The sequence below is a fragment of the Mycobacterium dioxanotrophicus genome, assembly GCF_002157835.1.
In the GTDB taxonomy this organism is placed as follows: Bacteria; Actinomycetota; Actinomycetes; order Mycobacteriales; family Mycobacteriaceae; genus Mycobacterium; species Mycobacterium dioxanotrophicus.
The window spans coordinates 4,447,455-4,472,992 of the sequence record NZ_CP020809.1 but is presented as its reverse complement, the minus strand read 5'-3'; the positions used below and the strand labels follow the sequence as shown (position 1 = coordinate 4,472,992).

At 63.5% G+C, this 25,538-nt stretch carries 20 protein-coding genes and 2 pseudogenes; 9 read left to right on the top strand and 13 right to left on the bottom strand.

The genetic code is table 11. The features are described from left to right. Positions 1-90 precede the first annotated feature (90 nt). Positions 91-882 (top strand): HpcH/HpaI aldolase family protein, encoded by a 792-nt coding sequence (locus tag BTO20_RS21785; RefSeq protein WP_087078226.1) that lies wholly within the window; start codon positions 91-93, stop codon positions 880-882. A gap of 77 nt (positions 883-959) precedes the next feature. Here the strand turns inward: BTO20_RS21785 and BTO20_RS21780 are convergent, their stop codons facing one another. From BTO20_RS21780 to ribA, 4 genes are all read right to left on the bottom strand, one after another. Next, entirely contained in the window at positions 960-2,375 is a 1,416-nt protein-coding gene (locus BTO20_RS21780) for an MFS transporter (protein ID WP_232490817.1), read from the bottom strand. Between the two features lie 458 nt (positions 2,376-2,833). Next, positions 2,834-3,571, bottom strand: a complete 738-nt coding sequence (locus tag BTO20_RS21775; protein WP_087078225.1) for an SDR family oxidoreductase — start codon at positions 3,569-3,571, stop codon at positions 2,834-2,836. Between the two features lie 32 nt (positions 3,572-3,603). Continuing rightward, positions 3,604-4,014 carry a RidA family protein gene (locus BTO20_RS21770; protein WP_087078224.1) on the bottom strand — a complete coding sequence of 137 codons (411 nt, stop codon included), beginning with the start codon at positions 4,012-4,014 and terminating at the stop codon, positions 3,604-3,606. Between the two features lie 39 nt (positions 4,015-4,053). After that, positions 4,054-5,289: a GTP cyclohydrolase II gene (ribA, locus tag BTO20_RS21765; RefSeq protein ID WP_087082467.1), complete on the bottom strand. Its 1,236-nt coding sequence runs from the start codon at positions 5,287-5,289 to the stop codon at positions 4,054-4,056. A 387-nt stretch (positions 5,290-5,676) separates the two neighbouring features. Here ribA and BTO20_RS21760 point away from each other — a divergent pair, with 387 nt between their 5' ends. From BTO20_RS21760 to BTO20_RS21750, 3 genes are read left to right on the top strand one after another with little or no spacing between them, the layout of a single operon-like run. Next, entirely contained in the window at positions 5,677-6,174 is a 498-nt protein-coding gene (locus BTO20_RS21760) for a flavin reductase family protein (protein ID WP_087078223.1), read from the top strand. Positions 6,175-6,203: 29 nt separating this feature from the next. Then, positions 6,204-7,742: an aldehyde dehydrogenase (NADP(+)) gene (locus BTO20_RS21755; RefSeq protein ID WP_087078222.1), complete on the top strand. Its 1,539-nt coding sequence runs from the start codon at positions 6,204-6,206 to the stop codon at positions 7,740-7,742. Between the two features lie 60 nt (positions 7,743-7,802). Beyond that, positions 7,803-8,603, top strand: a complete 801-nt coding sequence (locus BTO20_RS21750) for an IclR family transcriptional regulator (protein ID WP_087078221.1) — start codon at positions 7,803-7,805, stop codon at positions 8,601-8,603. 14 nt (positions 8,604-8,617) lie between these two features. Here the strand turns inward: BTO20_RS21750 and BTO20_RS21745 are convergent, their stop codons facing one another. The 3 genes from BTO20_RS21745 to BTO20_RS21730 form a co-directional block, all read right to left on the bottom strand. Continuing rightward, entirely contained in the window at positions 8,618-9,406 is a 789-nt protein-coding gene (locus BTO20_RS21745) for an esterase/lipase family protein (RefSeq protein ID WP_087078220.1), read from the bottom strand. A 272-nt stretch (positions 9,407-9,678) separates the two neighbouring features. After that, positions 9,679-9,954, bottom strand: coding sequence for a hypothetical protein (locus BTO20_RS21735; protein WP_198344017.1), 276 nt, complete (start codon positions 9,952-9,954; stop codon positions 9,679-9,681). Positions 9,955-9,980: 26 nt separating this feature from the next. Then, the gene (locus BTO20_RS21730) at positions 9,981-10,343 is read right to left on the bottom strand and encodes a helix-turn-helix domain-containing protein (RefSeq protein ID WP_087082465.1); all 363 of its coding nucleotides are present in this window, start codon (positions 10,341-10,343) and stop codon (positions 9,981-9,983) included. 411 nt (positions 10,344-10,754) lie between these two features. Between BTO20_RS21730 and BTO20_RS21725 the strand changes: the two genes are divergently transcribed. The 5 genes from BTO20_RS21725 (at position 10,755) to BTO20_RS21705 (ending at position 16,825) form a co-directional block, all read left to right on the top strand. Beyond that, positions 10,755-11,441 (top strand): GntR family transcriptional regulator, encoded by a 687-nt coding sequence (locus tag BTO20_RS21725; RefSeq protein WP_087078218.1) that lies wholly within the window; start codon positions 10,755-10,757, stop codon positions 11,439-11,441. A gap of 369 nt (positions 11,442-11,810) precedes the next feature. Further along, entirely contained in the window at positions 11,811-13,151 is a 1,341-nt protein-coding gene (locus tag BTO20_RS21720; protein WP_232490816.1) for an MFS transporter, read from the top strand. 62 nt (positions 13,152-13,213) lie between these two features. Continuing rightward, positions 13,214-14,338 carry an alcohol dehydrogenase family protein gene (locus tag BTO20_RS21715; RefSeq protein WP_198344016.1) on the top strand — a complete coding sequence of 375 codons (1,125 nt, stop codon included), beginning with the start codon at positions 13,214-13,216 and terminating at the stop codon, positions 14,336-14,338. 185 nt (positions 14,339-14,523) lie between these two features. Then, a complete protein-coding gene (locus BTO20_RS21710) occupies positions 14,524-15,633 on the top strand; it encodes a mandelate racemase/muconate lactonizing enzyme family protein (protein ID WP_087078217.1) in 1,110 nt (369 codons plus the stop codon). Positions 15,634-15,700: 67 nt separating this feature from the next. After that, a complete protein-coding gene (locus tag BTO20_RS21705) occupies positions 15,701-16,825 on the top strand; it encodes a mandelate racemase/muconate lactonizing enzyme family protein (protein ID WP_087078216.1) in 1,125 nt (374 codons plus the stop codon). 46 nt (positions 16,826-16,871) lie between these two features. On the opposite strand, the gene BTO20_RS21700 is transcribed toward BTO20_RS21705, so the two are convergent. From BTO20_RS21700 to BTO20_RS21675, 6 genes and pseudogenes are all read right to left on the bottom strand, one after another. After that, the gene (locus BTO20_RS21700) at positions 16,872-17,666 is read right to left on the bottom strand and encodes an IclR family transcriptional regulator (protein WP_087078215.1); all 795 of its coding nucleotides are present in this window, start codon (positions 17,664-17,666) and stop codon (positions 16,872-16,874) included. A gap of 199 nt (positions 17,667-17,865) precedes the next feature. After that, entirely contained in the window at positions 17,866-18,216 is a 351-nt protein-coding gene (locus BTO20_RS21695; RefSeq protein ID WP_087078214.1) for a hypothetical protein, read from the bottom strand. A gap of 211 nt (positions 18,217-18,427) precedes the next feature. Further along, a complete protein-coding gene (locus BTO20_RS21690) occupies positions 18,428-19,768 on the bottom strand; it encodes an MFS transporter (protein WP_232490815.1) in 1,341 nt (446 codons plus the stop codon). 572 nt (positions 19,769-20,340) lie between these two features. Continuing rightward, a pseudogene (locus BTO20_RS21685) lies at positions 20,341-21,084 on the bottom strand (IclR family transcriptional regulator); the annotation flags it as partial. Positions 21,085-21,184: 100 nt separating this feature from the next. After that, positions 21,185-24,860, bottom strand: a pseudogene (locus BTO20_RS21680) (multifunctional oxoglutarate decarboxylase/oxoglutarate dehydrogenase thiamine pyrophosphate-binding subunit/dihydrolipoyllysine-residue succinyltransferase subunit). Between the two features lie 95 nt (positions 24,861-24,955). Further along, on the bottom strand, positions 24,956-25,375 hold the full coding sequence (locus BTO20_RS21675; protein ID WP_087078212.1) for an ester cyclase: 420 nt from the start codon (positions 25,373-25,375) through the stop codon (positions 24,956-24,958). Positions 25,376-25,538: the final 163 nt, after the last annotated feature.

The window sequence follows — 25,538 nt, the reverse complement described above, 5'->3', positions numbered from 1 at the left end:
GGATTCTCCGGGAGGGAATGCTCAGTGGGGCGGCGATATCGGCGAGCGTCGAGTCAAACTACTCGTTGAACAATCACGAAGGGGCAACAAATGGAACGAACCCCAATTGAGGACTTCGTCCGGCGTGTTCGGGAGCGCGAGCAGCTTGTCGGATACTGGCTGCTGGCCGACTCGCCGGTGATGGCTGAGCGATTGGCTCGCGTCGGATACGACTACCTGTGCTTGGATCAGCAGCACGGCCTCATGGGCTACCAGGGCATCCGCGACGGCCTGATGGCCATCGATGCGGGCGGAACCCTGGGGCCTCGGCCCACTGTTGGTCTCGTGCGTACCGCAGCGAACGACCTGCACTGCATCGGTCAGGCGCTTGACGGTGGCGCTGCAGGCGTCATCGTGCCGATGATCGACGATGCCGAAGCAGCGCGGCAGGCTGTCCGCAACTCGAAATATCCGCCGCTGGGGCGTCGGTCCTACGGTCCGATGCGAGCGGAGTTGCGGCGCAACGGAGATCTCGCACGTGTCAACGACACGACCCTGGTAGCCGTGATGATCGAGACGGCGTCGGGGCTGGAACACGTCGAGGAGATTGCGGCGGTGCCGGGCGTCGACGCACTGTACGTCGGCCCGTACGATCTGACCGTCGCGGTCGGCGGCGGGGACCCCGATGATCCGTCCGCAACGGCGGCTCGAGATGCCGCGCTCGACCGGATTCTGCGGGCCGGACACGGTGCCGGTAAGGCTGTGGGCATCCATGCCGACGACGGTGACTCCGCAGCCGAACGCCTTGCACTCGGATTCGACTTCATCAGCATCGAGGGTGATCTGGTCCATTTGGAGCAGATCGCCCAGGTGCATCTCGCCAATGCCCGCGTGCGGCTTTGACCGTCGCGCGGGTGTGATACCCAAATGCACTGTGCCCCTGGGTGGTCTGCGGTAGATCGCCCAGGGGCACGCGGCCACTAATTGATCGCCGCGAGCTGCAACGGCATCGTGCGGGTGTCAATTTTCGGGTTGGTGTTCTGCCCGGCGACGAGGGCTTCCGCCTCCTCGCGGGTTGCGACGACGGGCACGGAGCCGAGCAGCGGACGACCCGCGGGCTCGCGCATCTTCCAGATCGCGAAGACTGCGACGATCGAGAAGAACATGACGTACAACGCCGGCGAGTACAGATTGCCGGTGCCATTTACCAACATCTGGCTGAACAGCGGGGTCGTACCGCCGAATATCGAGATGGCAACGTTGTGCGTGAAGCCCACGCAGCCGTACCGCGATGCCGTCGGGAACAGCTCCGACATGAGGGCGCCGGTGTTCGCGAGGAACAGTGCGCTCGGGACGGCGAGCATGAACAGCGTCGTGTACAGCGCCCAGAACGTACCGTGTTGAGCGAGGGCGAACGCAGGTAACAGCAGAACAATGTTGCCGATGGCGGCGGTGAACAGCACCGGCCGACGCCCGAAGCGGTCTCCCGCCATCGCGAAGAACGGTATGAGGACCGCCTGCATCACGAGGACGACGACGGCAGCCGTGGCAGTGTGGGACGCTGGGACGCCCATCTCAACTTCCATGTAGGTCGGCATGTAACTCTGGAGCAGGTATACGGCCGATCCGTCGGCCGCGATCACGCCGATACCGATGAGGATCTCCGGCCAGTACCGGCGCAGGATGTCAGCGAGACCGTGACGCTCGAACAGTGGGTCGAGTTTGTGGCCCTCCGCGTGCTCGTGCTCCTCGACGGACTCTGCGAGTTCGAAGGCGGGCGACTCAGGGATGCGGGTGCGGAACCAGACCGCCAGGATGCCCAACGGTGCCGCGATAAGGAAGGGAATGCGCCAAGCTCCATTGACCATCGCGTCCTCGCCCCACACCGACGTGGACCAAGCGGTGGTGACGGCGACGATGCCCGCGCCGGCGGCGAAGCCGAGCTGGGAGCCCACGTTGAGCAGGCCCACCATCAAACCGCGGCGCTTATCGGGGGAGAACTCTGCGATGTAGGTCGAAGCGCCCGAGTATTCCCCGCCAGTCGAGAAGCCCTGCATCATCTTCAGCATGTAGAGCGGAACAATAACCCAGAGGCCTACTTTCTCGGCTGACGGCAGACAGCCGATGAGCGTCGTGGCGGTCGCCATGAGTGCGATGGTGAAGAAAAGCATCTTTCGCCGGCCGATCTTGTCACCCAACGGGCCCAGGATCATGCCGCCGATAGGGCGCACCACGAATGAGACCGCGAAGCCGAGCAGCGTGACGACGAGACCCATCGATCGATCCATGCCTGCGGTAAACACAGCGGTCATGGTGACGGCGAGATAGCCGTAGACTCCGATGTCGTACCACTCGATGAAGTTGCCGACGCCCGCACCGATGTGCGCGATCCTCAACTCCTTCTTGTTTGCAATGATGACGTCGTTGACCTCAAGCCGTCTCGCCGGCGGGGGTTCAGATCCTCGTATCGACATCATTGTCCTCCTGGAGCTGAGGGGTAGCTGAAATCTGTCGAGCCAGAGGCGTAATCGCGGCCTCCGTGTGGGCTGGCTTTCCCGTCGGACCAACGGTCTTCGAGCTCCGCGTGGCAGGTGGGAAAGCCGAACGGTTTACCCGGTGGCAATGTCTCACCCTGGCCTGCCACACGGTGGCCCGTAGTCCGTGCGACTTCGTATGCACGGCAAAATGATCGAACGCCGCGGGCTGTGCGTCGGTCGAAAACCGATATTGATGCACGATTCGCATAACAAGGCTCACCGGCGATTCGGGCGTGGTTGGCTTATGCGACGTCGACCACCCCATGCTGGATTTCGCGCGCTGCAGCCAAAGTGCCACCGGGGCACTGAATCTCAAGTCACAGCGCGCGCAGCGCACCGCCGTCCACAGCGATGGTGGAACCGGTGATGTAGGACGCAGCAGGCGACGCGACAAATGCGACTGCACGGCCGAACTCGGCGGGGTCGCCGATACGTCCCAGGGGAATGTTGTCGAGTTCTTGTGCGGTCGCGCTGGCGCCACGCGCGGTGTTGAACAGCCCCGGCAACATGCTCACCACACGGATGCCGCGGGGCCCCAGTTCGTCGGCAATGTCTTTCGCCACCATCGCCAAGCCTGGGCGCAATCCGTTGGAGATGCCGAGTCCTGTCAACGGGGACTTTACCGATGTCGACAGCACCAGTACGACGGCGCCTCCCTCTGTCATCGCGGGGACGGCTGCGCGAACCAGTCGGATGGCGCCCAGAAATACTGAGCGGAACGCACTTTCCCAGTCGTCGTCGGCCGCGGCGAACGCGGTGGCGGCAGGCGGTCCGCCCACGCTGATGACCATGCCGTCGAGTCGGCCCCACCGCGACGTCGCCGCCGCGACTACGCGGTCAGCCGCACCGGGATCCCCGTTGTCGACGGCGACACCGTCGACCGCGCCGGGCCTGTCTCGACCGAGTCGGTCCACCGCGTCCGCGACTTTGGCTTCTGTGCGCGATGAAATGGTCACGACTGCGCCTTCGCGGGTGAGTTCACGTGCAGACGCGAATCCCAGGCCCTCGCTGCCGCCCGTCACGACGAAGGCCTTGCCGGTCAGTCCGAGGTCCACGGGTTCCTCCTTGTTGGCATCTACCTGCGGTCTTACTCGGTGTCGTCGACGTGGACGCGGAGTCCGCCGGCCACCGCGATGGCGTCCATCTCCACGAGCATGCCCTCGACCAGGAAGTCGTTCTGCACAGCCGTCACGGCCGGCCACGGGCTGGAGAAGAACTCACTGCGGATCTTCTTGAATGCCTCGAAATCACCCTTGTCGCCGAGGTAGGCGGTCAGCTTCACCACCGACGACAGCGACGCGCCGTGTTGGATGAGGACGGCCTCGATGTTGTGGAGCACCTGGCGGGCCTGGGCCTCGAACCCGTCCAGCAGGTTGCCCGCGTCGTCATACCCGGCCTGACCCGACGTGAACACGAGGTCACCGGCTTTGGCGCCCTGGCTGTACTGCGCTGATTGGGCCCAGGTGAACGGTGCGCTGCGGGTTTCGACGGTGGTCATGTGGTCCCTTCGAGGCGGTGGGATGAAAGCGGCTGTGGCTCAGCCGATGTGCTGCAGCGTGTGGCCCATGCGGTCGCGTTTGGTGGTGAGATAGCCGCGGTTGTAGTAGCCGGGCGACACCTCATGTGCGACCTGCTCGACGACGGTGATCCCGTGCTCGTCGAGGGCGCGGGTCTTGTCGGGGTTGTTGGTCATGAGCCTCACCGCACGGACGCCGAGATCGTCGAGAATCTGGCAGGCGCTGGTGAAACTGCGGCTGTCAATGGGCAGTCCGAGGCTCACGTTGGCATCGACCGTGTCGAGGCCTTCGTGTTGCTGAAGTTGATAGGCGCGCAGCTTGTTACCGAGACCGATTCCCCGGCCTTCGTGGCCGCGCAGGTAGATCATCACCCCGGTACCGGCGTCGGCGATGGCCTGTAGCGCCGACTGGAACTGGGTTCCGCAATCGCACCGCAGTGATCCTGCGAGATCGCCGGTGAGGCACTCGCTGTGCACCCGGACGAGCGGGGCTGTGGCCGATGCGGGGTCGCCCATCACCAATGCGAGATGTTCGACGCCGTCCTCGGGGGAGTGGTATGCGATGGCGTGGAAGGTGCCGGTCTCGGTCGGCAGCGTGCTCTGGCCGGACCGTACGATGCTGGGTTGCTGAGCCGTCGCCGAGAGGGGGTGACCTCGCCGGCGCCATGCTCGTAGTGCATCGATGGAAATGATCGGCAGCCCGTGCGTTTTCGCGAACTGTTCGAGTTCGGTGCGACGCATCATGTCTCGCCGATCCGGGGTGACGATCTCGCACAGCAGGGCTGCACCGCTCAACCCTGCTGCCTTGCACAAGTCCACGCCGGCCTCGGTATGGCCGGCGCGTTCCAGCACGCCGCCGGGCTTGGCCTGCAGCGGGATGACGTGGCCGGGCCGCGACAGGTCGTCGGGCGCGACGGCGGGATCGGCCAGTGCTCGCACCGTGGCAGCGCGGTCTCCGGCGCTGATGCCTGTGGTGGTGCCGTGCTTGTAGTCGACAGTGACCAGGTACGCGGTGCGGTGCCGGTCGGTGTTCGTGCGGGCCATGGGTTCCAGTGACAGTTCATGGGCGCGGTTCTCGTCGATCGCCACACAGAGGAATCCGGAGGTGTGCTGCAGGAAGAATGCCACGGCCTCGGTGTCGGCGTGTTCGGCGGCCATGATCAGGTCGCCCTCGTTCTCCCTGTCCTCGTTGTCCACGACGACCACCATCTTCTTGCCGGCCAGCGCTTCGATGGCTTCGGGAATTGTCGAGAGCATCTGGAACTCCTTGTCTTGCTTGGTGTTCAGGACGGGGGAGGGTGACGAGGTGCTGAGATCACCGGTCATCCGACCGCGATGATTGCAGGTGTTCAGTTACTGAACAAGGCGACCAAAGTGTGACACGCGGCTCAGTGTGTCGTCAATACCGCCTGAGGCACACCGTGACCGTGCGGAGGGCATCTGGCGAGGTGAATACCCGGAAATTCGCATCGAACCGCTGCCTTCGATGCTCGTGGGCGCCAAGTCGGTGCGCGGACTTCACGGCCTGCCTATTGACAGATTGTGATTCGGATCGCACGATAGGTAGCAATCGAACACAACGTTCAAATAATGAACGTGAAACTATCGGTCCAGTCGGCCGAACGACCCGGAAGGACTACAACGATGACAGCGATGATCGAGCAGACGCACTACCGCACCGTCATGGGCCACCTCCCGACCGGCGTCGTGGCCGTATCGGCGATCCTTCCGGACACGGCTCAGCCGTGGGGGATGATCGTGGGAACCTTCCAGTCGCTCTCGCTCGGTCCCGCGCTGGTGAGTTTCAGTGTCGCCCACACGTCGACCAGCTGGCCCAGGCTCCGCACCGCCGGACAGCTTTGTGCGAGCGTGCTGGGCGTTGGACAGAAGGACGTGTGTAAAGCCCTGTCCGGCAAGAACCCCGACAAGTTCGCCTACGTCGACTGGAGGCTTTCCCCGGGCGGCTCGCCGCGCGTCACCGGAGCCCACGCCTGGATCGACTGCCAGGTGGTCCACGAGTTCGACGGTGGTGACCACGTCATCGTCGTCGCCGAGGTCACCGCCATGGACGGTGGCGACGGCGAGCCGCTGGTGTTCCACAAAGGGCAGCTCGGCGGTTACCGCCAACCCATCGCCGTGTAATAGACGAGATACCAAGGAGAAACCGACTGATGTCAGTTGTTCACGAGCATCTGAACGAATCCGCCGAAACCACCGACCACGAACTCGACCGAGTGCTCGATGCAGCCGTCGCCGCCGCATCGGCGTGGGAGGACCAGACCCCGACACAGCGCGCTCGGGTGTTGGTGGCGCTGGCCGACGCCCTGTCCGCGCACGTTGATTCATTGGTCGCCGTCGCGGGTGAGGAGACCGGTCTGCCCGAAGCGCGACTGCGAGGCGAGGTTTCGCGTACCAGCGTGCAACTGAGGATGTTCGCAGAGGAGCTGCTGGCCGGCCGCTTCCTCGACGTGGTGATCGACCTGCCGGATCCGCAGTTCGTCCTCGGACCGCGCCCCGATCTGCGTCGCTATCAGGTGCCCGTCGGGCCCGTCCTGGTGTTCGCGGCGAGCAACTTCCCGTTCGCCTTTTCGGTCGCTGGTACAGATACGGCTTCGGCCTTGGCGGCCGGGTGCCCTGTGATTCTCAAAGCCCACCCCGGCCATCCGCGAACCTCGGCGATGACCGCCGACATCGTGACCGCCGCGCTCGCAGCTGCCGGTGCTCCAGCAGGAATCTTCGCCATGATCACCGGAGTCGATGCGGGGGTCCGGGCGCTGCAGGACCCACGGGTCGCGGCAGCGGCCTTTACGGGCTCCGTTCCCGGCGGCCGGGCACTGTTCGACATCGCGTCGGCACGTAAGTGCCCGATTCCGTTCTACGGCGAGTTGGGCAGCCTCAACCCCGCCGTCATCACATCAGGTGCAGCCGCCGAGCGAACAGAGGACATCGCCGCGGGCTTCGTCGGCTCGTTCACGCTGGGCGCGGGCCAGTTCTGCACCAAACCGGGTCTGTTGCTCGTGCCGCACGGGTCGGCGTTGGTTGCCCGCATTGCCGAATTGGCAGCGGAGGTTCCGGCCGCGCGCATGCTCACCGCCAAGATCGCGCAGGGATTCCGCAGCCGACTCGATGATGTCCGACGCGTAGACGGTGTCGACGTGCTGGTCGACGGTGCTGAGGTTCCGGCCGGCGAAGATGGTGTGCCGTCGTTCAGCCCGACGCTGTTGCGCACCAACGCAACTGCTTTGCTTGAACATGCGGAAGTCCTGCTGGAGGAGACCTTCGGCCCCACGGCAATCGTCGTCGAATATGCCAGTGTCGCTGAGGTTCATGAGATTCTGTCGCGTCTCGACGGCGCCTTGACCGTCACGGTGCACACGCCGGCCAATCCAGACGCTGCCGAGCGTCAGGAGCTGCGTGGGCTGATCCGTGTTGCCGCCGCCCGCACAGGACGCGTGGTCTTCAACGGCTGGCCGACCGGCGTGGCGGTAACACCCGCGCAGAACCACGGAGGCCCGTACCCGGCCACCACGGCGATTGCGCACACCTCGGTGGGAACCTCCGCGATGAATCGTTTCTTGCGCCCGATCGCCTACCAGGACGCACCGACGGAGCTCCTTCCCGAGCAATTGCAGGATGCCAACCCGATGGGCGTGCCTCGCAGGACACATGAAGCAGGCCAATCACAGTCATGGGGTCAGGCGGCGTTCTGACCTGAACGGATAGCAGTTGTGCGTGAACCGACAGATGATCATCGACAGTGAAGGGTGGGGATGGCCGAGGCTGCTGGGTCTGAGGATCTGGTCAACAAGTCGGTGACCAAGGCTGTTCGGCTGCTGCGGGAGCTGGCGGCGCAACCCCGCACGGGGGCGACGGTCACCGTGCTGGCCAAGGCGGTCGGTATCTCACGCCCCACAGCATTCCGGTTGCTGTTCAGTTTGGAACGCAGCGGGTTGGTCGACCGCGTCGACAACAACTACGTTCTGGGCTGGGATCTCGCGCGGCTGGGCCGTCGGGCCGACCCGTACGGCGGTCTTGTCGCACGTGTCCAGCCGCTGCTGCAGAAGCTCGCTGACAAGTTCAACGAGACGGTGTCGATCTCGGTACCGAATTCGCAGGATGGGGTCGACCTGATCGCCGAGGCGTTCGGATCACATCTGGTCGGTACGGGATCCGGTATGGCCCAGCACATGGTCGGGCAACGGTGGCCGCTGCATGCCAGCTCATCGGGCAAGGTGTTGTTGGCGGAGATGCCTGCCCGGAAGGCCATGGCGGTTCTGCCAGAAGAGCTTCCGGCGTACACCGAGCACACGATCACCGACCACGACAAACTGCTGCGCGAGTTGCAGGAGATTCGTGAACAAGGGTTCGGCGTGATCGACAACGAACTCGAAGAGGGTCTGTTGTCGCTGTCGCGACCCGTACGGGACGCGTCGGGCACCATGATCGCAATCCTGACCATCAATGCGCCGCGGTATCGCTTCGGGCGCAATCGGATTCCAGAGGCGCTGCAGTGCATGCAGCACATCGTCGACGGGTTGGTCGGCGCCTTATGGTCGGACTCTGCCGAGTAGCGGCGTCGCCACAGTCAGACAGCGAGTGGGAATGCCGCCGGAAACAGGTGCGCGATAAGGGGTTCGGCCCGGAACGGCTGCCAGTCGTCCACTGACACGGCGAGCCGGTTGAGGATGACGTGGACGACGGTGGCGTTGGCACCCAGCCCGAAATGGGATCCGTAGACCTCGACGTTTTCGGCGCGCGGTCCCTCATCCACGCAGGCGGCCTTCCATTGCACGATTCCGTCCGACTTCGAGAATATCGAGGTGATCGGCTGAACGGGATTGTCGTGATGGGTGCGCCACTGGTCCAACGAGTATGACGGTAGGTGCTTGGCTTCGAAGAGGTCGTAGAGTTCTGCGCGCGCGGATTGTCGCTTGTCGATCGCGTTGACCGGTGACCCCATGGTGATCACCCGGTCGACGAGATGCGGTCGCAGTGTGGCGAGTTCACGCGCGAACAAGCCGCCCAGGCTCCAACCGATGACCGGTATCGGTCCGCTCTGTCGTTGGGCGAGGTCTTCCAGCCTGGTCAGGATGCCCTCGATGGCCGGGCGGGTCGGGCCGATGTTTCGGCCGAGTCGCCAGCCGTGGGACCGGTAGCCGGCCAGATCGATGGTCTTGCGCATCAACCGCGTCGACAGGTCGTCGGAGAGCAGACCGGGTATCACCAGTACGTGGCGGCCCTGCCCTTCGCCGGCATGCGCCAGGCCCAAGGCCGGGATGGCGCCGACGAACGCCATGTGCTCCGCCACGGCGCGGTACGGCTCGGCCAGATAGTGGTACAGGCTGGGCGTCTCCACTGCTACTCGATCACTCATGGTCGGGTGTCGTCCTTCGTGTCGGTGCCTGCCGCGTGGCGGTGGGGTGAACGGCAGTCGACTCGACAGTAGATGCGGATCGACGCGTACGGGTGCGGTTTGCTGATGTCGTGAAGGTCACGATCGCGTTCTGCGAGAGGGCAGTTGGGGCGTTCTGCGGCCGCACGCGGGTGTTTGTCGATGACCTTCGGCAGAGTGGAAGGACCCGCCACCAGCGAGTGGTGGCGGGTCCTCATCGGCCGAAGAGTGGCCGTAACCTCAGTGCTGAGTTGTTACTTGGCCTCGGCCGGGGTGGACTTTTCGATCACGGCCAGGGTGAAGTCGCGCTGCGCTTCGAGCAGCCGCTGGGCGATCGCGTAGTTGGCTTCCACGACCTCCTTGGGGCTGGGCAGGCTCGGCACCTCGGGGAAACCGGCGGTCGAGACACCCGGGATGGTGGGCAGAGCCTTCAGGCTCTCATCCAGGTCGGGCAGAGCGTTCTTCGCGCGCTCCAGCGACGCGATCCACTGGTCGGTGAGCTGGTTTGCGATCTCGGTGTAGTCAGACATGGTGTTCTCCTCTGGGGATTCGGGGATCAGGTCGGGTTGACCATCGATTTGTAAAGCTGTAGAAGCAACGATCTCTGCTCGTCGCTCAACCGGCTGTCGGCGCGAAGCGCGGCTTCCACCGCGTCACTCTGGTCGTCCGGTTGAACCGTTGGCAGCCAGCCGGCCATCTTGAAGAAGACGTCAGGCTGCATGTTCAACCCCTTTGCTATGTTGCTGAGGAACTGCGCCGAGGGCTGATATCTGCCCTTCTCCACCTGGCTCAGGTAGGAGTCGGACACCTGGGCTATGCGGGCCAGGTGACGCACGGAAAGCTGTGCCAGCTCTCGCTGCGCCTTGATGTAGCGCCCTAGGTCGTCGATCGCCTCATCATCGGCAAATGGATTGTTCATCGGATTGTCCTTCTGACTCGAGTCGCCGATCCGGGTTTGCCGTACCGACATTGCGTAGTCTACAACGCATCTGCGTTGTACGCAACGCACCTGCTGCGCGTGGTTCGAAACGCCGCTGAAGCCGCTGGTGAGAGGCGCTCTGGTGGGGAAGTGGCGCTGATGGCGCCTCACTCATGTGTGCACCGGCATCCGTCATTGTCTGTCTGGTCGTGTCAGGCACTCAGGGTGTGCGGGGGAGAGGTTGTCGCTCATGGCATTTCCTACGGGGTTCAGTGTTGCGTGACATCAAGGTGAGCGTCGAGTGTCGCAGGTTTGCGGCAGTCGGTCACCGGTTAACCGCAAGCAGACAACCGTCTTCGTGAGTTACGGTGGTCGTGCGATCGATTGATGAGCAGCAGTTGAGGAGTGCATATGGGGGCCACGCGCCGACTTGCGCGCCCGGAGGCATTGGGCGATCAGGTGGTAGCCGCGTTGCGGTCCGACATCCTCTCCGGTGAGATCGCACCGGGCGAGTCACTGGTCGAGGCGGTGGTGGCGCAGGCATTCGAAGTCAGCCGAGGGCCGGTGCGGGATGCGTTGCGCACGCTGGCATCCGAGGGGCTCATCGCAGCCGCTGGGCGCAGCTATCGTGTGGTCGGTCTGCGCGAGCAGGATCTGCGCGATCTGTTCGATCTTCGTGAACTATTGGAGGTTACCGCCGCACAGAAGTGCGTCACGGCCGACTTCGACGGATACCGCAAGGCGGCCGAAGCGGCGCTGGACGATATGAGGAAGGCGGCGGTCGCTGGTGATACTGAGGCGTTTGCACGCGCTGATGTCGCGTTCCATTCCGCGTCCTTTGACTTCTGTGGCAACCGGCGGTTGCGAGCAGTGTGGGAACAGCAGGTGCCTACCTTTGAGGAGCTCTTCAGGCTGACCACGGCACTCGATGACCCCTTGTCGTCGGTGGACTGGCACCGCGCCATGCTCGACACCATGGGTAGTGGCGATCTCGAACTGGTCGCTGCCCAAGTACGCAAGCTCGTCACAGGCGGTGAACAGCAGATCATTGCGGCGCAGCGTCAGCTCATAGAGGAACGTCGAAACTCGAGCCGATAGCTGTTTCGGCCTGTTCGGGGTCGTCGGCTGCACCCTGATGTCCACTTGGTTTACAGGCCAAGTCCGATGGGGGTAGTCCATCTTGATGCGATCGCGGTACGCCGTCAGTCGACCGAGGAAGCCAGTCGTAGAACACGTTTGGTGAACCGCGATTGTCGCCCCGTCGGCATACGACGAGTGCCGATTCTCTTCGTTGCATTGAAACAACTCGAGCATCGGCCGTAAGTGATCTTTTCGGTAATCGGTTAACCGTTGACTTTACCGCCTGCGACGATGCAGTCTTGACCAGGATCCGAAAGCGTTGCGTGTGCAATTCAGCCGCATATATCGCATCGGTGACACGTTCACACCATCGCGAAGGAGATCCTTGTGACGACACCACAGTCCAAATCCTTTGAATATCAGAGTGATCGGGCGCGGAAACGCCGATTCCTGATTCGTTTGACCGCGGTGGTGTCCGGCGGGATGTTCCTCGACGGCTACATCCTCGGGATCATCGGCACCGTCATCGGCCTCATCAAGATCGATCTGTCCATGTCGGTGTTCTGGGAAGGGGCAGTAGCCTCGGCGGCGCTCGTCGGCATCTTCTTCGGCGGTCCGCTCGGCGGGTGGCTCACCGACAAGTTTGGGCGCAAGCTGCTGTTTTCGCTGGACCTACTCCTGTTCACTGTCGGCTCCGTCGTCCAGTTCTTCGCCGATACTCCCAGCCAGCTGTTCGTGATCCGATTGGTGATGGGCATGGCGATCGGCGCCGACTACTCCATCGGGTGGCCGTTGCAGGCTGAATTCAGCCCCCGCCACCTCCGCGGAAAGTTGCTCGCGGTGCAGGAGGTGATCTGGTACGTCGGCTTCGTCTTCGCTTACATCATGGGTTACTTCATGGTGAACACGTGGCACGTGGACTGGCGGATCATCCTGGGTAGCAGCACATTACCGGCCGTCATCTTGCTGGTCGCCCGCATCGGATTGCCGGAGTCGCCACGCTGGCTGATGCAGCAGAAGCGCAACGCCGAGGCGATACAGATCGCCCAGCACTACCTGGAAGACCCCGACGACATCGCCGACCTGAGCAACGAGAAGGTCAACAAGGGCTCGTTCGGCATGCTGTTCAACCGGCAGAACCGACGCAACGTGTTCTTCATCTCGATATTCTGGTTTTGCGCCATCACCCCTGAGTTTGCGATCGCGACTTTCGCCGTCAGCATCCTTGAGAAGTACGGGCTCAGCGACGGATTGCTGGGAGCCATCGTGATCAACGGCGCGGCCGTCATCGGTGTCATGGTGTCGGTGTTGGTCATTGAACGCGTCGGCCGCCGTAGGTTGACCATCGGCCCGCAATGGATCTGTGCCGTCGTGTTGGTCGCCATCGGCGTCTGGACTGGAGCGCCGCCGATGTTGGTGCTCGTGGGGTTCTTCCTCTTCTCGTTCTTCAACGCGATGTACACCGCATTGACCGGCGTCTACCCCGGCGAGGTGCTCCCCACTGAGATCCGCGGTCTGGGAACAGGATTCGCATGCTCAGTCAGTCGCATCGGAGCCGGCCTAGGCACGTTCCTCATGCCGTGGTCCATGACCCACCTGGGCGGGCCCACCACCATGGTCATTGCCGCGATGTTCTGCGTTGTCGGTGCCGTGGTGTCTCAGAAACTGGCCCCCGAGATGACCGGCCGGGCCCTCAGCGACACCGCCCGAATCCAGCCCGTCACCTGACGGCAACTCGGATTCGGCTGTCCCATCCCTAGTACCTCCGTCCCTAGCCAAAGGAGATCCATATGAAGGTCGCACAGGCATTGCCCACGACCATGGCAGCCGTACTGCTCACCGGCCACGGCGGCCCTGAGAAACTCGAATACCGCACCGACGTGCCGGTGCCCACACCGCGCGACGACGAGGTGTTGATCCAGGTCGAAGCGGCGGGCATCAACAACACAGACATCAATACTCGCATCGGCTGGTACTCCAAGGCGGTCAGTGGCGACACCAACTCGACCGCAACCGACGGCACGAACCAGGCCGACGACGACGATGCCTCGTGGTCGGGAATTCCGTTGAGCTTTCCCCGCATTCAGGGTGGCGATGTCTACGGCAAGATCGTCGCAGTCGGCGACGACGTGGATGCGGGTCGCCTAGGCGAGCCCGTGGTTGTGCGAAACCTGATGCGCCACTACGTCGATCGTCGGCCCTACGAGTGCTGGACCTACGGCAGCGAATGTGATGGCGGCTTCGCCCAATTCGCCGTCGCTCCCTCGAGTGAGTCGTTCACGGTGCAGTCCAACCTCTCAGCGGCTGAGCTCGGCACTATCTCTATAGCGTTCACGACTGCCGAGGGCATGCTCTATCGGGCCAACCTCGGCGCTGAAAGGGTTGTCGTCACCGGCGCATCGGGCGGTGTCGGTCTCGCGGCAGTCGAGCTCGCGAAGCTGCGCGGCGCGGAGGTCGTCGCGGTCTGTTCGGCGAGAAAGGCCGATGCGGTGCTCGCTGCAGGCGCGGATCGCGTGATCGACCGCAACGCCGACATCGTCGCCGAACTCGGCTCTCGGTCGGTTGATGTGGTCGTCGACGTTGTGGGCGGCGCACAGGTGAACGATTTGCTCACGCTGCTGCGTCCCGGCGGCCGTTACGCGACCGCGGGGGCGATTGCCGGGCCGCTGGTCGAGATCGATTTGCGCACTGTATATCTCAAGGACCTGTCCCTGTTCGGGTGCACCTTCCAGGAGGACGCGGTCATCGAGAACGTTGTGCGCTACCTCAACGAGGGCAAGCTCAAGCCACTCGTCTCGAAAACCTATCCACTCAGTGAGATTCACCAAGCGCAGGAGGACTTCATCGCGAAGAAGTACCCCGGCAAGCTCGTACTCATCCCGCCGCACGTCGAGGTAGCGAGCGCTGAAGCCTAGAGTCGGGATTCATCGCTCCGCGGCACGGCGGAACGCCATTTGGCGAGATGCTTACGCGCCAAAGGTCTTTGAGCGATCAATCCTACCCGCAACATCGAAGCGGTAGTGCACGTTCCTGAGTTTCAAATGACTTGAAATGAAACGTCTCTGCCCTTGTTCAAACCGACCAAGATGGAAGTAGCCCGATGAAGATCACTGAAATCGCAATCTACGCCTACGATCTGCCCGTGAATAACGGCCCGTACCGCATGTCGCACGGCGAGGTGTTCTCGCTTGATACCACCCTCGTGCGCATCACGACCGACACCGGTCTGGTCGGCTGGGGCGAGGCCTGCCCGGTGGGGCCCGTCTACGAGCAGCATCACGCCGCGGGCGACCGTGCGGCGCTCGCAGGCATGGCCCAGGGCCTCCTCGGGCAGGACCCCACCAACCTCGTGCGGCTGCACCGGCGCATGAACGGACTGCTCAACGGGCATCTCTACGCCAAGGCCGCGATCGACATCGCAGCGCACGACCTTACCGGCAAGCACTACGGCGTGCGCGTAGCAGATCTGCTCGGAGGAGTGGAGACTGAACGGGTCCCGTCGTACTACGCTGTGGCGGTCGACGAACCCGATGTTGTCGCCGAGCGCGCCGCCGAGAAGGCGGCCGAAGGTTACCCGCGCCTGCAGGTCAAGGTCGGCGGGCGGCCCGTCGAGCTGGATATCGAGACGATCCGCAAAGTCTGGGAACGCGTAAAGGACCGCGGCATCAGCCTGTCGGCCGATGCGAATCGCGGCCTCACCGTCCGCGATGCGCTGCGGCTCAGCCGTGAGTGCCCCGACGTGCCGTTCATCCTCGAGCAGCCGTGCAACACCCTCGACGAGGTGCTAGCGCTGCGCAACCGAGTCAATCACGCCATCTACCTCGACGAAATCACCACCGACCTCACCAAGGCTGTGGGTGCGCTGGCGAAGGGCCAGTGCGACGGTTTCGGCATGAAAGTCACGCGCATCGGCGGTCTGCATCCGATGGCGGTCGTGCGCGACGTGTGCGAGGCGTATTCGACTCCGCACACCACCGATGACTCATGGGGCGGGGACATCATCGCCGCGGCGTGCGCGCACCTCGGAGCAACTGTGCGCCCGGGACTCAACGAGGGTGTCTGGGTCGCCGCGCCTTACATCGAGGGCCATTACGACACTCGGGGCGGCATCAGCGTCGAGGGCGGTCACATCCGGCTGCCCGAGGGGCCCGGTCTCGGCCTCGAGATAGATGAGTCAATATTTGGCGCGCCCGTCGCGGTGTTCGGCTGACGATGGCCGACTGTTTCAGCGTTTGGTCACTCCCAAATCAATAGCGCACAAAAGGAACTCACAAGCAATGCAGATCTCGAAGATCGATCTCTTCCAGGTCGACCTGCCGTACTCCGGCGGCGTCTACCATCTCTCTCGCGGCCGCACCTACGAGACGTTCGATGCCTCGATCGTGCGCGTCACCGCGGATGACGGCACCGTGGGCTGGGGCGAGAGTACGCCCTTCGGCTCGACCTACGTTGCCGCTCACGCAGGCGGGACGCGCGCGGCGATCGAGTTGCTCGCCCCGATGCTGCTGGGACGCGACCCGCGCCAGGTCGATCGCATCAGTGAGCTGATGGACGAGACGCTGCTCGGACACAATGACGCCAAGGCGGCGCTCGACATCGCATGCTGGGATCTGCTCGGTAAATCGGTTGGGCTACCGGTCTGCGAGCTTCTCGGCGGCAGCACGAACATCCCGCTGCCGCTGATCTCGTCGATCCACACCGGTGAGCCCGAGGAGATGCGCGCCCGCGTCGCCGATCACCGCGCCCGCGGGTACCTGGGGCACTCGATCAAGATCGGCACCGCTGACCGGGACGGCGGACCCGCGGTCGACGCAGAACGCATCGTCGCGTGCCTGGCCGACAGGCAGCCGGGCGAGTGGTTCCTCGTCGATGCGAACACAGGGCTCAGTCCGGAGACGGCGCGCAGGCTCTTCAGCCTGTTGCCTGATGGCCTCGACTTCGTGCTCGAATCGCCTTGTGCCACCTGGCGGGAGACCTTGGCGGTGCGCAAGGCCTCACCCTATCCGCTCATCCTCGATGAGCTGGCGACGAACGATGACGACCTCATCCACGCGATCGAACTCGACATCGCCGACGGCTTCGGCCTGAAGGTGAGTCCTGCCGGCGGCCTCACCCCGGCGCGTCGCCAACGCGATATTGCCCGGGCGGCAGGCCTGATCATGACGGTTCAGGACACCGTCGGGTCTGACATCTCGTATGCAGCAGTAGTGCACCTCGGTGCGACGGTTCCCGCTGACCTACTGCGATGTGTCCTGAAGACCTCGGACATGGTCACGCTGACGACGGCGAAGTTCGAGCCGCTCGAGGTGCACGGCGGCGTGCTTCCGCCCAATCTGCCGGGCCTCGGTATCGAGGTGGACGAGTCGGTGCTCGGGGAGCCGCTGAATAGCTGGCGCCGGTAGGGAAAAGCCGGTGTACGGGCCGTGTGTCACGAGCGGCCCGAAGCGGCTAATCGATGGCGATGTCCTGCCAGATCATGTCGGTGAGCCGGTCGACGGTGAGTTGCATCTGCTGCAGGGCCTCGGGGATGCGGTCGCGGCCGAATCGGTACCGGGGGCCGTTGAGGGACAGCACCGCGACGAGGGTGCCTGAGGAGTCGCGGATTGGGCGTGACAGGGACAGCAGCCCTTCTTCGAGTTCGTTGTCGATGAGGCCGAATCCTTGCTCGCGGACCTGCTCGAGTTCTTTGAGCAGGGTCTTGCGGTCGGTGATGGTGCGCTCGGCGTAGGCCTCGAGGGTTTCCGGCAGCAGCGCGACCACTTTGTCGACCGGCATGTCCGCCAGCAGCACCTTCCCGGATGCACTCGCGTGCAGCGGCCAGTGTTTGCCGATCATGTTGCCCGACATCACCCCGACGACTCGGGAGCCGATGGCCTCGGCGATCAGGTCCAACCCGTCCTGTGCATTGGGCACCGCCAAGGTGACGGTCTCGTTGAATTTGTCGGCCAGTTCCTGCAGCAGGGGTTGGGCGCGGGCGACCAGTCCGGCGTAGGGATCGGCGCGCCTACCCAACCGTGCGAGCTCCCAGCCCAGGGTGTAGTTGTTGTCGACCCGGTCGACGAAACCGGTGCGTTCCAGGCTGTAGAGCAGGCGAAACGCGGTGGGGCGGGAAATACCGACGGCCTTGGCCAGCGTGGTCACCGTCGCACCCGATCGAGGCTGAGCGGCCAACTCACGCAGCAATCGCACCGCTTTGGTCACCGACTTGTTCGTCAACTCCGTCGGCTCGATCGGCTCGCTCATGCCATCCCTTCCCCATATCGCACACCCTCGTGCACTTGGCCAACCCTAGCTGACTCGTTCATATTGTGAACATCGATGGTCAGATTTGTGGCTATGGCGGCGTTGCCAGATGTCGCCGAACCCGGGCAGAACGGCTGGGTGTCAGGTAGGGGTAACCGGGCCCGCGGACGGCCCGCACGCTGAGTCGAATGGAACTCGGTTATTCCCGCGTCTGTCGTTCCGGGAGGCTTTGAAGCGTCGAGAGTTTGACTCGTTCGACGAGCTGTCGCAGCGCGGGTTCTTCGGGTGTGCCCCGGTACCCGTCCAGCCAGTCGTTGATGCGGGACAGCAGCGACAGGCGAAGCGGAAGTCCGCTGTCCGCTGCCGCTCGCAACAATTGACCGACGGCGGATAAGTAGTTCTCGCACGCGATGTCGGCGACCAACAAACCGCGGTCTGTGGACTCGAAGCATCCGGCAGTGACATCGACCAGCTGCCAAGCCAACTCGGCACCGGTAACCGGTGACCGGCGCCCGACCAGACCGCTGAGCCAGGATGCTCGCTCCGTCACGGCACGAATGCTCCGAGGCGGTGCGAGGGCTGGGCGTCCGGATCAGCCGACGTGGCGCGGCGCTGGTACCCCTGCCGTCCGACTTCCACCTGTCCTCCCTTGTACGCCGACGCACTCAACCGAGCGCGACTGAAACCGAAATTCGGTCGCACTCGGTCGAGGTGTGTCGGGCAGGTCGCATCCCAAGTGGTGAGACCCGAGATGATCCCGGTTAGTGCCCAACGCCGACGGCAGTGTCGCTGAGGTTCTTGCCCATTGTCTCGGGGCAAAGCCACTGCGACAGAGCCGCACCGACAAGAGCGACACCAGCGGCGATCAGCATGGTGACCGAGGTGCCGAGGTTGGTCATCGACCACGGGAGCAGGAACGTGCCGGCTGCGGCGCCGAGTCGGCTGACGGCCGCACCGAAGCCGGTTCCGAGGCCGCGGATCTCGGTCGGGAAGACCTCGGCCGGGTAGAGGCCGGTGATCGCGGTGTACATCGCGTTGAAGAAGGAGAAGACAAGGAAGAGAACCAGCACGATCACCGGGGGCGCGCCCGCCCATAGGCCGATGATTGCCAGGACCACGGTGCAAAGCCACTGTGGCGGGACTGTCAGGATGCGACGGCCGATCTTGTCGATGTACAACACAGTGACCACCACGCCGGCTGCTGCCACGGCAGACAGGCCGAGACCACCGGCGAGTCCACTGCTGAGGCCATAGTTCTTCAGCACGCTTTCAGCGAAGGTGGCGATCGCGAAGTACGGTGTGACGGAACAGAACCAGAACCCTGACACGAACAGGGTGGACCGCCAGTACTGCCGCGAGAACAGCATCCCGAAGGTGCCCTTGCGGGTGTCCTCATGCGCGATGTCCGTGATGTCTTTGGACTCCATCATGTACTTGTTCGCGATGGCCACGGCCTCATCCCTGCGGCCGACATTCCACAGCCACCGCGGCGACTCAGGCAGGCCAATACGGGCGATGAACAAGACCAGCGCAATCAACGTGCTCGTCCCGAGGATGATTCGCCAACTCACGTCTGTCGAGGTGGTCAGGATGTAGCCGACCAGGAAGGCGACCATGAACCCGACGTACCAAGCGACTTCAGACCCGCAGAGCAGTCGGCCCCGCAGCCGGGCCGGTGAAAACTCGGACATCAGTGGCCAACCGACTGCGTACTCCGCGCCGATCGCGATGCCCATCAAGAGCCGGACCACGAACAGTTGCCATGCCGAGTCGACGAAGAACTGCAGTACCGATGCGGCGACGAACAATCCCATGTCAGCCATGAAGAGTGGTTTGCGGCCCCACTTATCCCCGGCCCAGCCGGCAAGCGGCGCGCCGATCATGATGCCGAGGAGGGCTGACGCCGCGACCAGTCCCTCCCAGAGATCCGAAAAGTTCAGCTCGTGGGTGATCGGTGTGATGACCGTCCCGAGAATGCCGAGGATGAAACCGTCGAGGAACATGCCGCCGATCAGAACGGTGACAAACCTGACCATGAATCGGCGCTTGAACGCATCTGCGGTGTGATCCGTACTGACGCCTGGATTTTCAGTGGATGGCATCGGTCACTCCTCGCGGTCCAGATCAAACGGCATGGTTTCTCCTTTAGGTTTTCCTGGGGCGGGACTGTCCAGGCGATGAGCACGAGCCCGGCTTGGTCCAACGCCTGGGGAGACCGGCAAAGATCGGGTGTGCGACGCGTATGAAATTGAATTCTGAAAGACGTTCATGTAGTGAACGTAGTGCTCAAAAGTGTGACATCCGTCGCGCGCTGCGTCAAGAGTGGTTCACGACATAGTCACTGTTTGAACTGGCTGGACATGCAGGCGAGGGTCGTAACAGTGCCGATGCCGCGTGGGTGAGGCAGGAGTCATTGGCACTGTGCGTCATCTTGGTGTCCCGAAACTGACTCATAGACAAGGGAATTGACTGACGATACAAGAGTCGAGGGCGTCCTCGCTATGCTCGACGAGTCGGGAACCTGTGGCGGGGGGGCGGGCAGTGTCGCCGGCGTCGGGTGCTCGGATTCGGACTCGGTCGTCGGCCGCCGAGAGCTCCACACCTAGGCGATGCGGCGAAAAATAAACAATGTGTTCAGTTATTTGACCACGCTCAGACCGGTTCTCTGGCATGTTCAGTCCACCTCGTGCCAGAAGACATCGGTCAGGCGATCCACCATCTCCCGCATGGCGCCGAGCGCATCTGGAATGCGGTTACGGTTGAAGCCGTGCCGGGAGCCGTTCAAGGTCAGAACGGCGACCATCGTGCCGGCCGAATCGCGCACCGGACATGACAGGGACGTCAACCCATCTTCGAGCTCACCGTCGACTACGCCGAAGCCTTGCTTCCGAATGTCGCTGAGCTCGCTGAGTAGTTTTGCACGATCGGTGATGGTGCGGTCGGTGTAAGCCTCGAGTCGTTCCGGAAGTAGGGCAAGCGCCTTGTCTTCCGGCATCTCGGCGAGCAGTACCTTCCCAAATGAGCTGGCGTGCAACGGCGCTCGTGGCCCGATCAGCTGCGACATCTGCAGCCCGATCGCCACGTAATTCGGGCTGCAGGCCTGGGCTATCAGATCCAGGCCATCGTGTGCGTTCGGCACGGACATGGAGACCGAGTGGTTGAATCTGTCGGCAAGCTCTTGTAAGAGCGGCTGGGCTCGGGCCGCCAGCCCGGTGTGCGGATCAGCGAGCCGTCCCAACCGCGCCATCTCATGCCCGAGCACATAATGGTTGTCGACCCGGTGCACGAGCCCAGACTGCTCCAGACTGTGGAGCAGACGAAACGTTGTCGGGCGTGACATGCCGACCGCCTTCGCCAGCGCCGTCACTGTGACGCCTTGTTGAGGATGCGCAGCCAGCTCGCGGAGGAGACGTCCGGCCTTGGTGACAGACTTGTTGGTCAACTGGACTGGCTCGGCAACCTCAGTCATCGGCACCTCCTTGTCTGCGCACATGAGCTCGTGAACGAATCCGCGGGATTTAGCCGCTGCTCGAGGTCGGGGCGAACGCGAGGTCGATGATTTCTTGTTGTTCCACGGCGTGCACCTTCGATGAGCCGGATGATGGTGCGGACATGGCGCGTCGGGAGATGCGTTTGATGGGGTTGAAGTATTCGGGGAGGACTTCGGGCAGGGTGAGTCCGACCGACGGCCAGGCGCCTTGGTTGGCGGGTTCTTCTTGGACCCAGTATTTGTCGGTGGCGTTGGGGTAGTTGTCGAGGGTTTGGGCCAGGCGGCGTTTGGGTAGCGGGGCGAGTTGTTCGAGCCGCACGATGGCGACGTCGTCGCGTTTGTCTTTGACTTTGCGGGCGGCGAGGTCGTAGTAGATTTTGCCGCTGCACAGCAGGATGCGGGTGACTTTGGTGCGGTCGCCGTCGCCGTCGGTGTAGGTGGGTTCTTCGAGGACGGAGCGGAATTTTTGTTCGGTGAAGTCGCGGATGTCGGAGACGGCGGCCTTGTTGCGCAGCATGGATTTGGGGGGTGAACACGATCAGGGGGGCGTTGGATGCCGTCGAGGCCGTGGCGGCGCAGCAGGTGGAAGTAGTTGGCCGGGGTCGAGGGCACGGCGATGGTCATCGATCCTTCGGCCCACAGTTGTAGGAAGCGTTCGATGCGTCCGGAGGTGTGGTCGGGGCCTTGGCCTTCGTGCCCGTGCGGCAGCAGCAGTACGACGTTGGACAGTTGGCCCCATTTGGCTTCGCCGGAGGAGATGAATTCGTCGATGATGGATTGGGCGCCGTTGACGAAGTCGCCGAATTGGGCTTCCCAGAGCACCATGGCGTCGGGGTTGCCCACCGAGTAGCCGTATTCGAAGCCGACGGCGGCGTATTCGGACAGTGCGGAGTTGTAGACCAGGAACCGGCCGCCGGTGGGGGTGCCGTCGGTGGTGGTGGCCAGCAGTTGCAGCGGGGTGAATTCTTCACCGGTTTTGCGGTCGACGATGACGGCGTGGCGTTGGGTGAAGGTGCCGCGTTGGGTGTCTTGGCCGCTCAACCGGACCAGTTTGCCTTCGGAGACCAGCGAGCCGAGGGCGAGCAGTTCGGCGAAGGCCCAGTCGATTTTGCCTTCGTAGGCCATTTCGCGGCGTTTTTCCAGGACGGGTTTGACGCGGGGGTGCACGGTGAACCCGTCGGGCAACGCGAGGTGGGCGTCGCCGATGCGGGCCAGCAGGGATTTGTCGACCGCGGTGGCTAGGCGTTGGGGGATTTGTTGGTCGGCTTCGACCGATTCGCTGGGTTCGGCGGCGTGTTTTTCCAGTTCGCGGACTTCGTTGAAGACGCGTTCGAGTTGGCCTTGGTAGTCGCGCAGGGCGTCTTCGGCTTCTTTCATGGAGATGTCGCCGCGGCCGATCAGGGATTCGGTGTAGGCCTTGCGGGAGCCGCGTTTGGTGTCGATGACGTCGTACATGTAGGGCTGGGTCATCGATGGGTCGTCGCCTTCGTTGTGCCCGCGGCGGCGGTAGCACAGCATGTCGATGACGACGTCTTTTTTGAACGCTTGGCGGAAGTCGATGGCCAGCCGCGCCACCCAGGCGCAGGCTTCGGGATCGTCGCCGTTGACGTGGAAGATGGGGGCGCCGATCATTTTCGCCACGTCGGTGCAGTACTCGCTGGAGCGGGAATCGGTGGGTGCGGTGGTGAATCCGATCTGGTTGTTGACCACGATGTGGATGGTGCCGCCGGTGCGGTAGCCCTTGAGCAGGGCGAGGTTCAACGTTTCGGCGACCACGCCTTGGCCGGCGAACGCGGCGTCGCCGTGCAGCATCAACGGCACGACGGGGAAGGTTTGCGAGCCTTCGGCGTCGGTGCCGTCATCGAGGAGGTCTTGTTTGGCGCGGACCAGGCCTCCAGCACCGGGTCCACCGCCTCCAGATGCGACGGGTTGGCGGTCAGCGAGACTTGGATGTCGTTGTCGCCGAACATTTGGATGTAGTTGCCTGAGGCGCCGAGGTGGTATTTCACGTCGCCGGAGCCGTGGGCTTGGGACGGGTTGAGGTTGCCTTCGAACTCGGTGAAAATCTGGGAGTAGGGTTTGCCGACGATGTTGGCCAGCACGTTGAGCCGGCCGCGGTGCGGCATGCCGATGATGACCTCGTCGAGGGCGTGTTCGGCGGCCTGATCGATGGCGGCGTCCATCATCGGGATGACGGTTTCGGCGCCTTCCAGGGAGAAGCGTTTCTGTCCGACGTATTTGGTTTGCAGGAACGTTTCGAACGCTTCGGCGGCGTTGAGTTTGGACAGGATGTATTTCTGTTCGGCGACGGTGGGTTTGGCGTGTTTGACCTCGATGCGTTCCTGCAGCCATTTCTGCTGTTCGGGTTCGAGGATGTGGGTGTATTCCACCCCGACGTGGCGGCAGTAGGCGTCGCGCAGCAGGCCCAGGATGTCGCGCAGTTTCATGTATTGCTTGCCGGCGAACCCGTCGACCTTGAACACCCGGTCCAGATCCCACAGGGTGAGGCCGTGGGTGTTGACGTCCAGATCGGGGTGGCTGCGGAAGCGGGTTTTGTCCAGGCGTAGCGGGTCGATGTCGGCCATCAGGTGGCCGCGGTTGCGGTAGGCGGCGATCAGTTCGATGACGCGGGCGTTCTTGTCGGCGATCGAGTCCGGGTTGTCGGTGCGCCACCGCACCGGCTCGTACGGGATGCCCAGTTCGCGGAAGATTTCGTCGAAGAAGTCGTCGTCGAGCAGCAGCTGGTGGATGGTGCGCAGGAAGTCGCCGGATTCCGCGCCCTGGATGATGCGGTGATCGTAGGTCGAGGTCAAGGTGATGAGCTTGCCGATGCCGACCTCGTTGATGCGTTCGGCACTCGCGCCCTGGAATTCGGCGGGGTATTCCATGGCGCCGGCGCCGATGATGGCGCCCTGCCCGGCCATCAGGCGGGGTACCGAGTGCACGGTGCCGATGGTGCCGGGGTTGGTCAGGGAGATGGTGACCCCGGAGAAGTCTTCGGCGGTGAGTTTGCCGTCGCGGGCGCGCCGGACGATGTCCTCATAGGCGGCGATGAACTGGCCGAACGCCATGGTTTCGCATTTTTTGATGGCGGCGACGACCAGTTGGCGGTTACCGTCACGACCGGGCAGGTCGATGGCCAACCCAAGGTTGGTGTGTGCGGGGGTGACCGCGTTGGGTTTGCCGTCGATTTCGGCGAAGTGCCGGTTCATGTTCGGGAACGCCTTGACCGCTTGCACGATGGCGTAGCCGAGCAGGTGGGTGAAGCTGATCTTGCCGCCGCGGGTGCGTTTGAGGTGGTTGTTGATGACCACCCGGTTGTCGATCATCAGCTTCGCCGGGATGGCCCGCACGCTGGTCGCCGTCGGCACGTCCAGCGAGGCGTTCATGTTCTTCACCACCGCCGCCGCAGCACCCCGCAACACCTGCGAAGCATCACCCTCGGCCACCGACACCGACTTTGCCGCCTTGGGTGCGGGTGCCGCCGCAGCAGCAGCGGGGGCCGGCGCCGCGGGAGTAGCCGGGGCGGGCGCTGCCGGGGCCGCCGCAGCTGGGGGAGCAGCGGGGGTGGCGGGCGCGGCCGGCGCCGGGGACTGGCCGTTGGCGGCCGTGGTATCGGCGACGGGTTCAGGGGAGTAGTCGACGAGGAACTCATGCCAACTCGGATCCACCGACGACGGATCCTCGCGGAACTTGCGATACATCTCCTCGACCAACCACTCGTTCTGCCCGAATGGTGAAGGTGTAGTGGTCAATTCACACCGCAGCGCTGGGTCGTGATGCCGGGGTCGCCAAGGACCTATTCATCGTCGCCCACCGCCCAAATCTTCATTGCGGCAAGCAGTTCACGTGGGTCCCAGACCACCCATTCCTCGGCGAGCAGGCCGTCGTCGAACCGGCAGAAGCTGGCTCCGGTGACCTTTACGTCCTTCTGCGTCGGCGGCACGTTCATGAAAGTCCCGGTGTGCGAGCCGAAGCTGGTCCACCGAATCGCCAGTGTGTCGCCCTGCTCAACGGTCTGCAAGATCTGGGTATCGAGGTCCGGAAACGCGGTCCGCGAGTCGTTGATCTCCTGGCGCAAGTCGTCGATGGTCTTGACGCCCGATCTGGTGTGGCGCACGTAGCCGGGTGCCAGGATCTTCTCGAACGCGTCGATGTCGCCCTTTCCCCACGCGGCCCTCCACGCCTGCAGGATCACTTCGATTCTGTCGTGTTCCATTGCTGTACTCCTGTCGTTGTTGCGATCTGGACGAAGCCGCGACGTACAATCCGTTCAGATAGTGGACAGATTGTTCATTTAATGACTAACAGTAAGTGTCGTAGTGTGATGCAGTCAATAGGCAGTCCGCCGCCGAGCGCCGCCCCCGCCAGGTTCGGCGAAG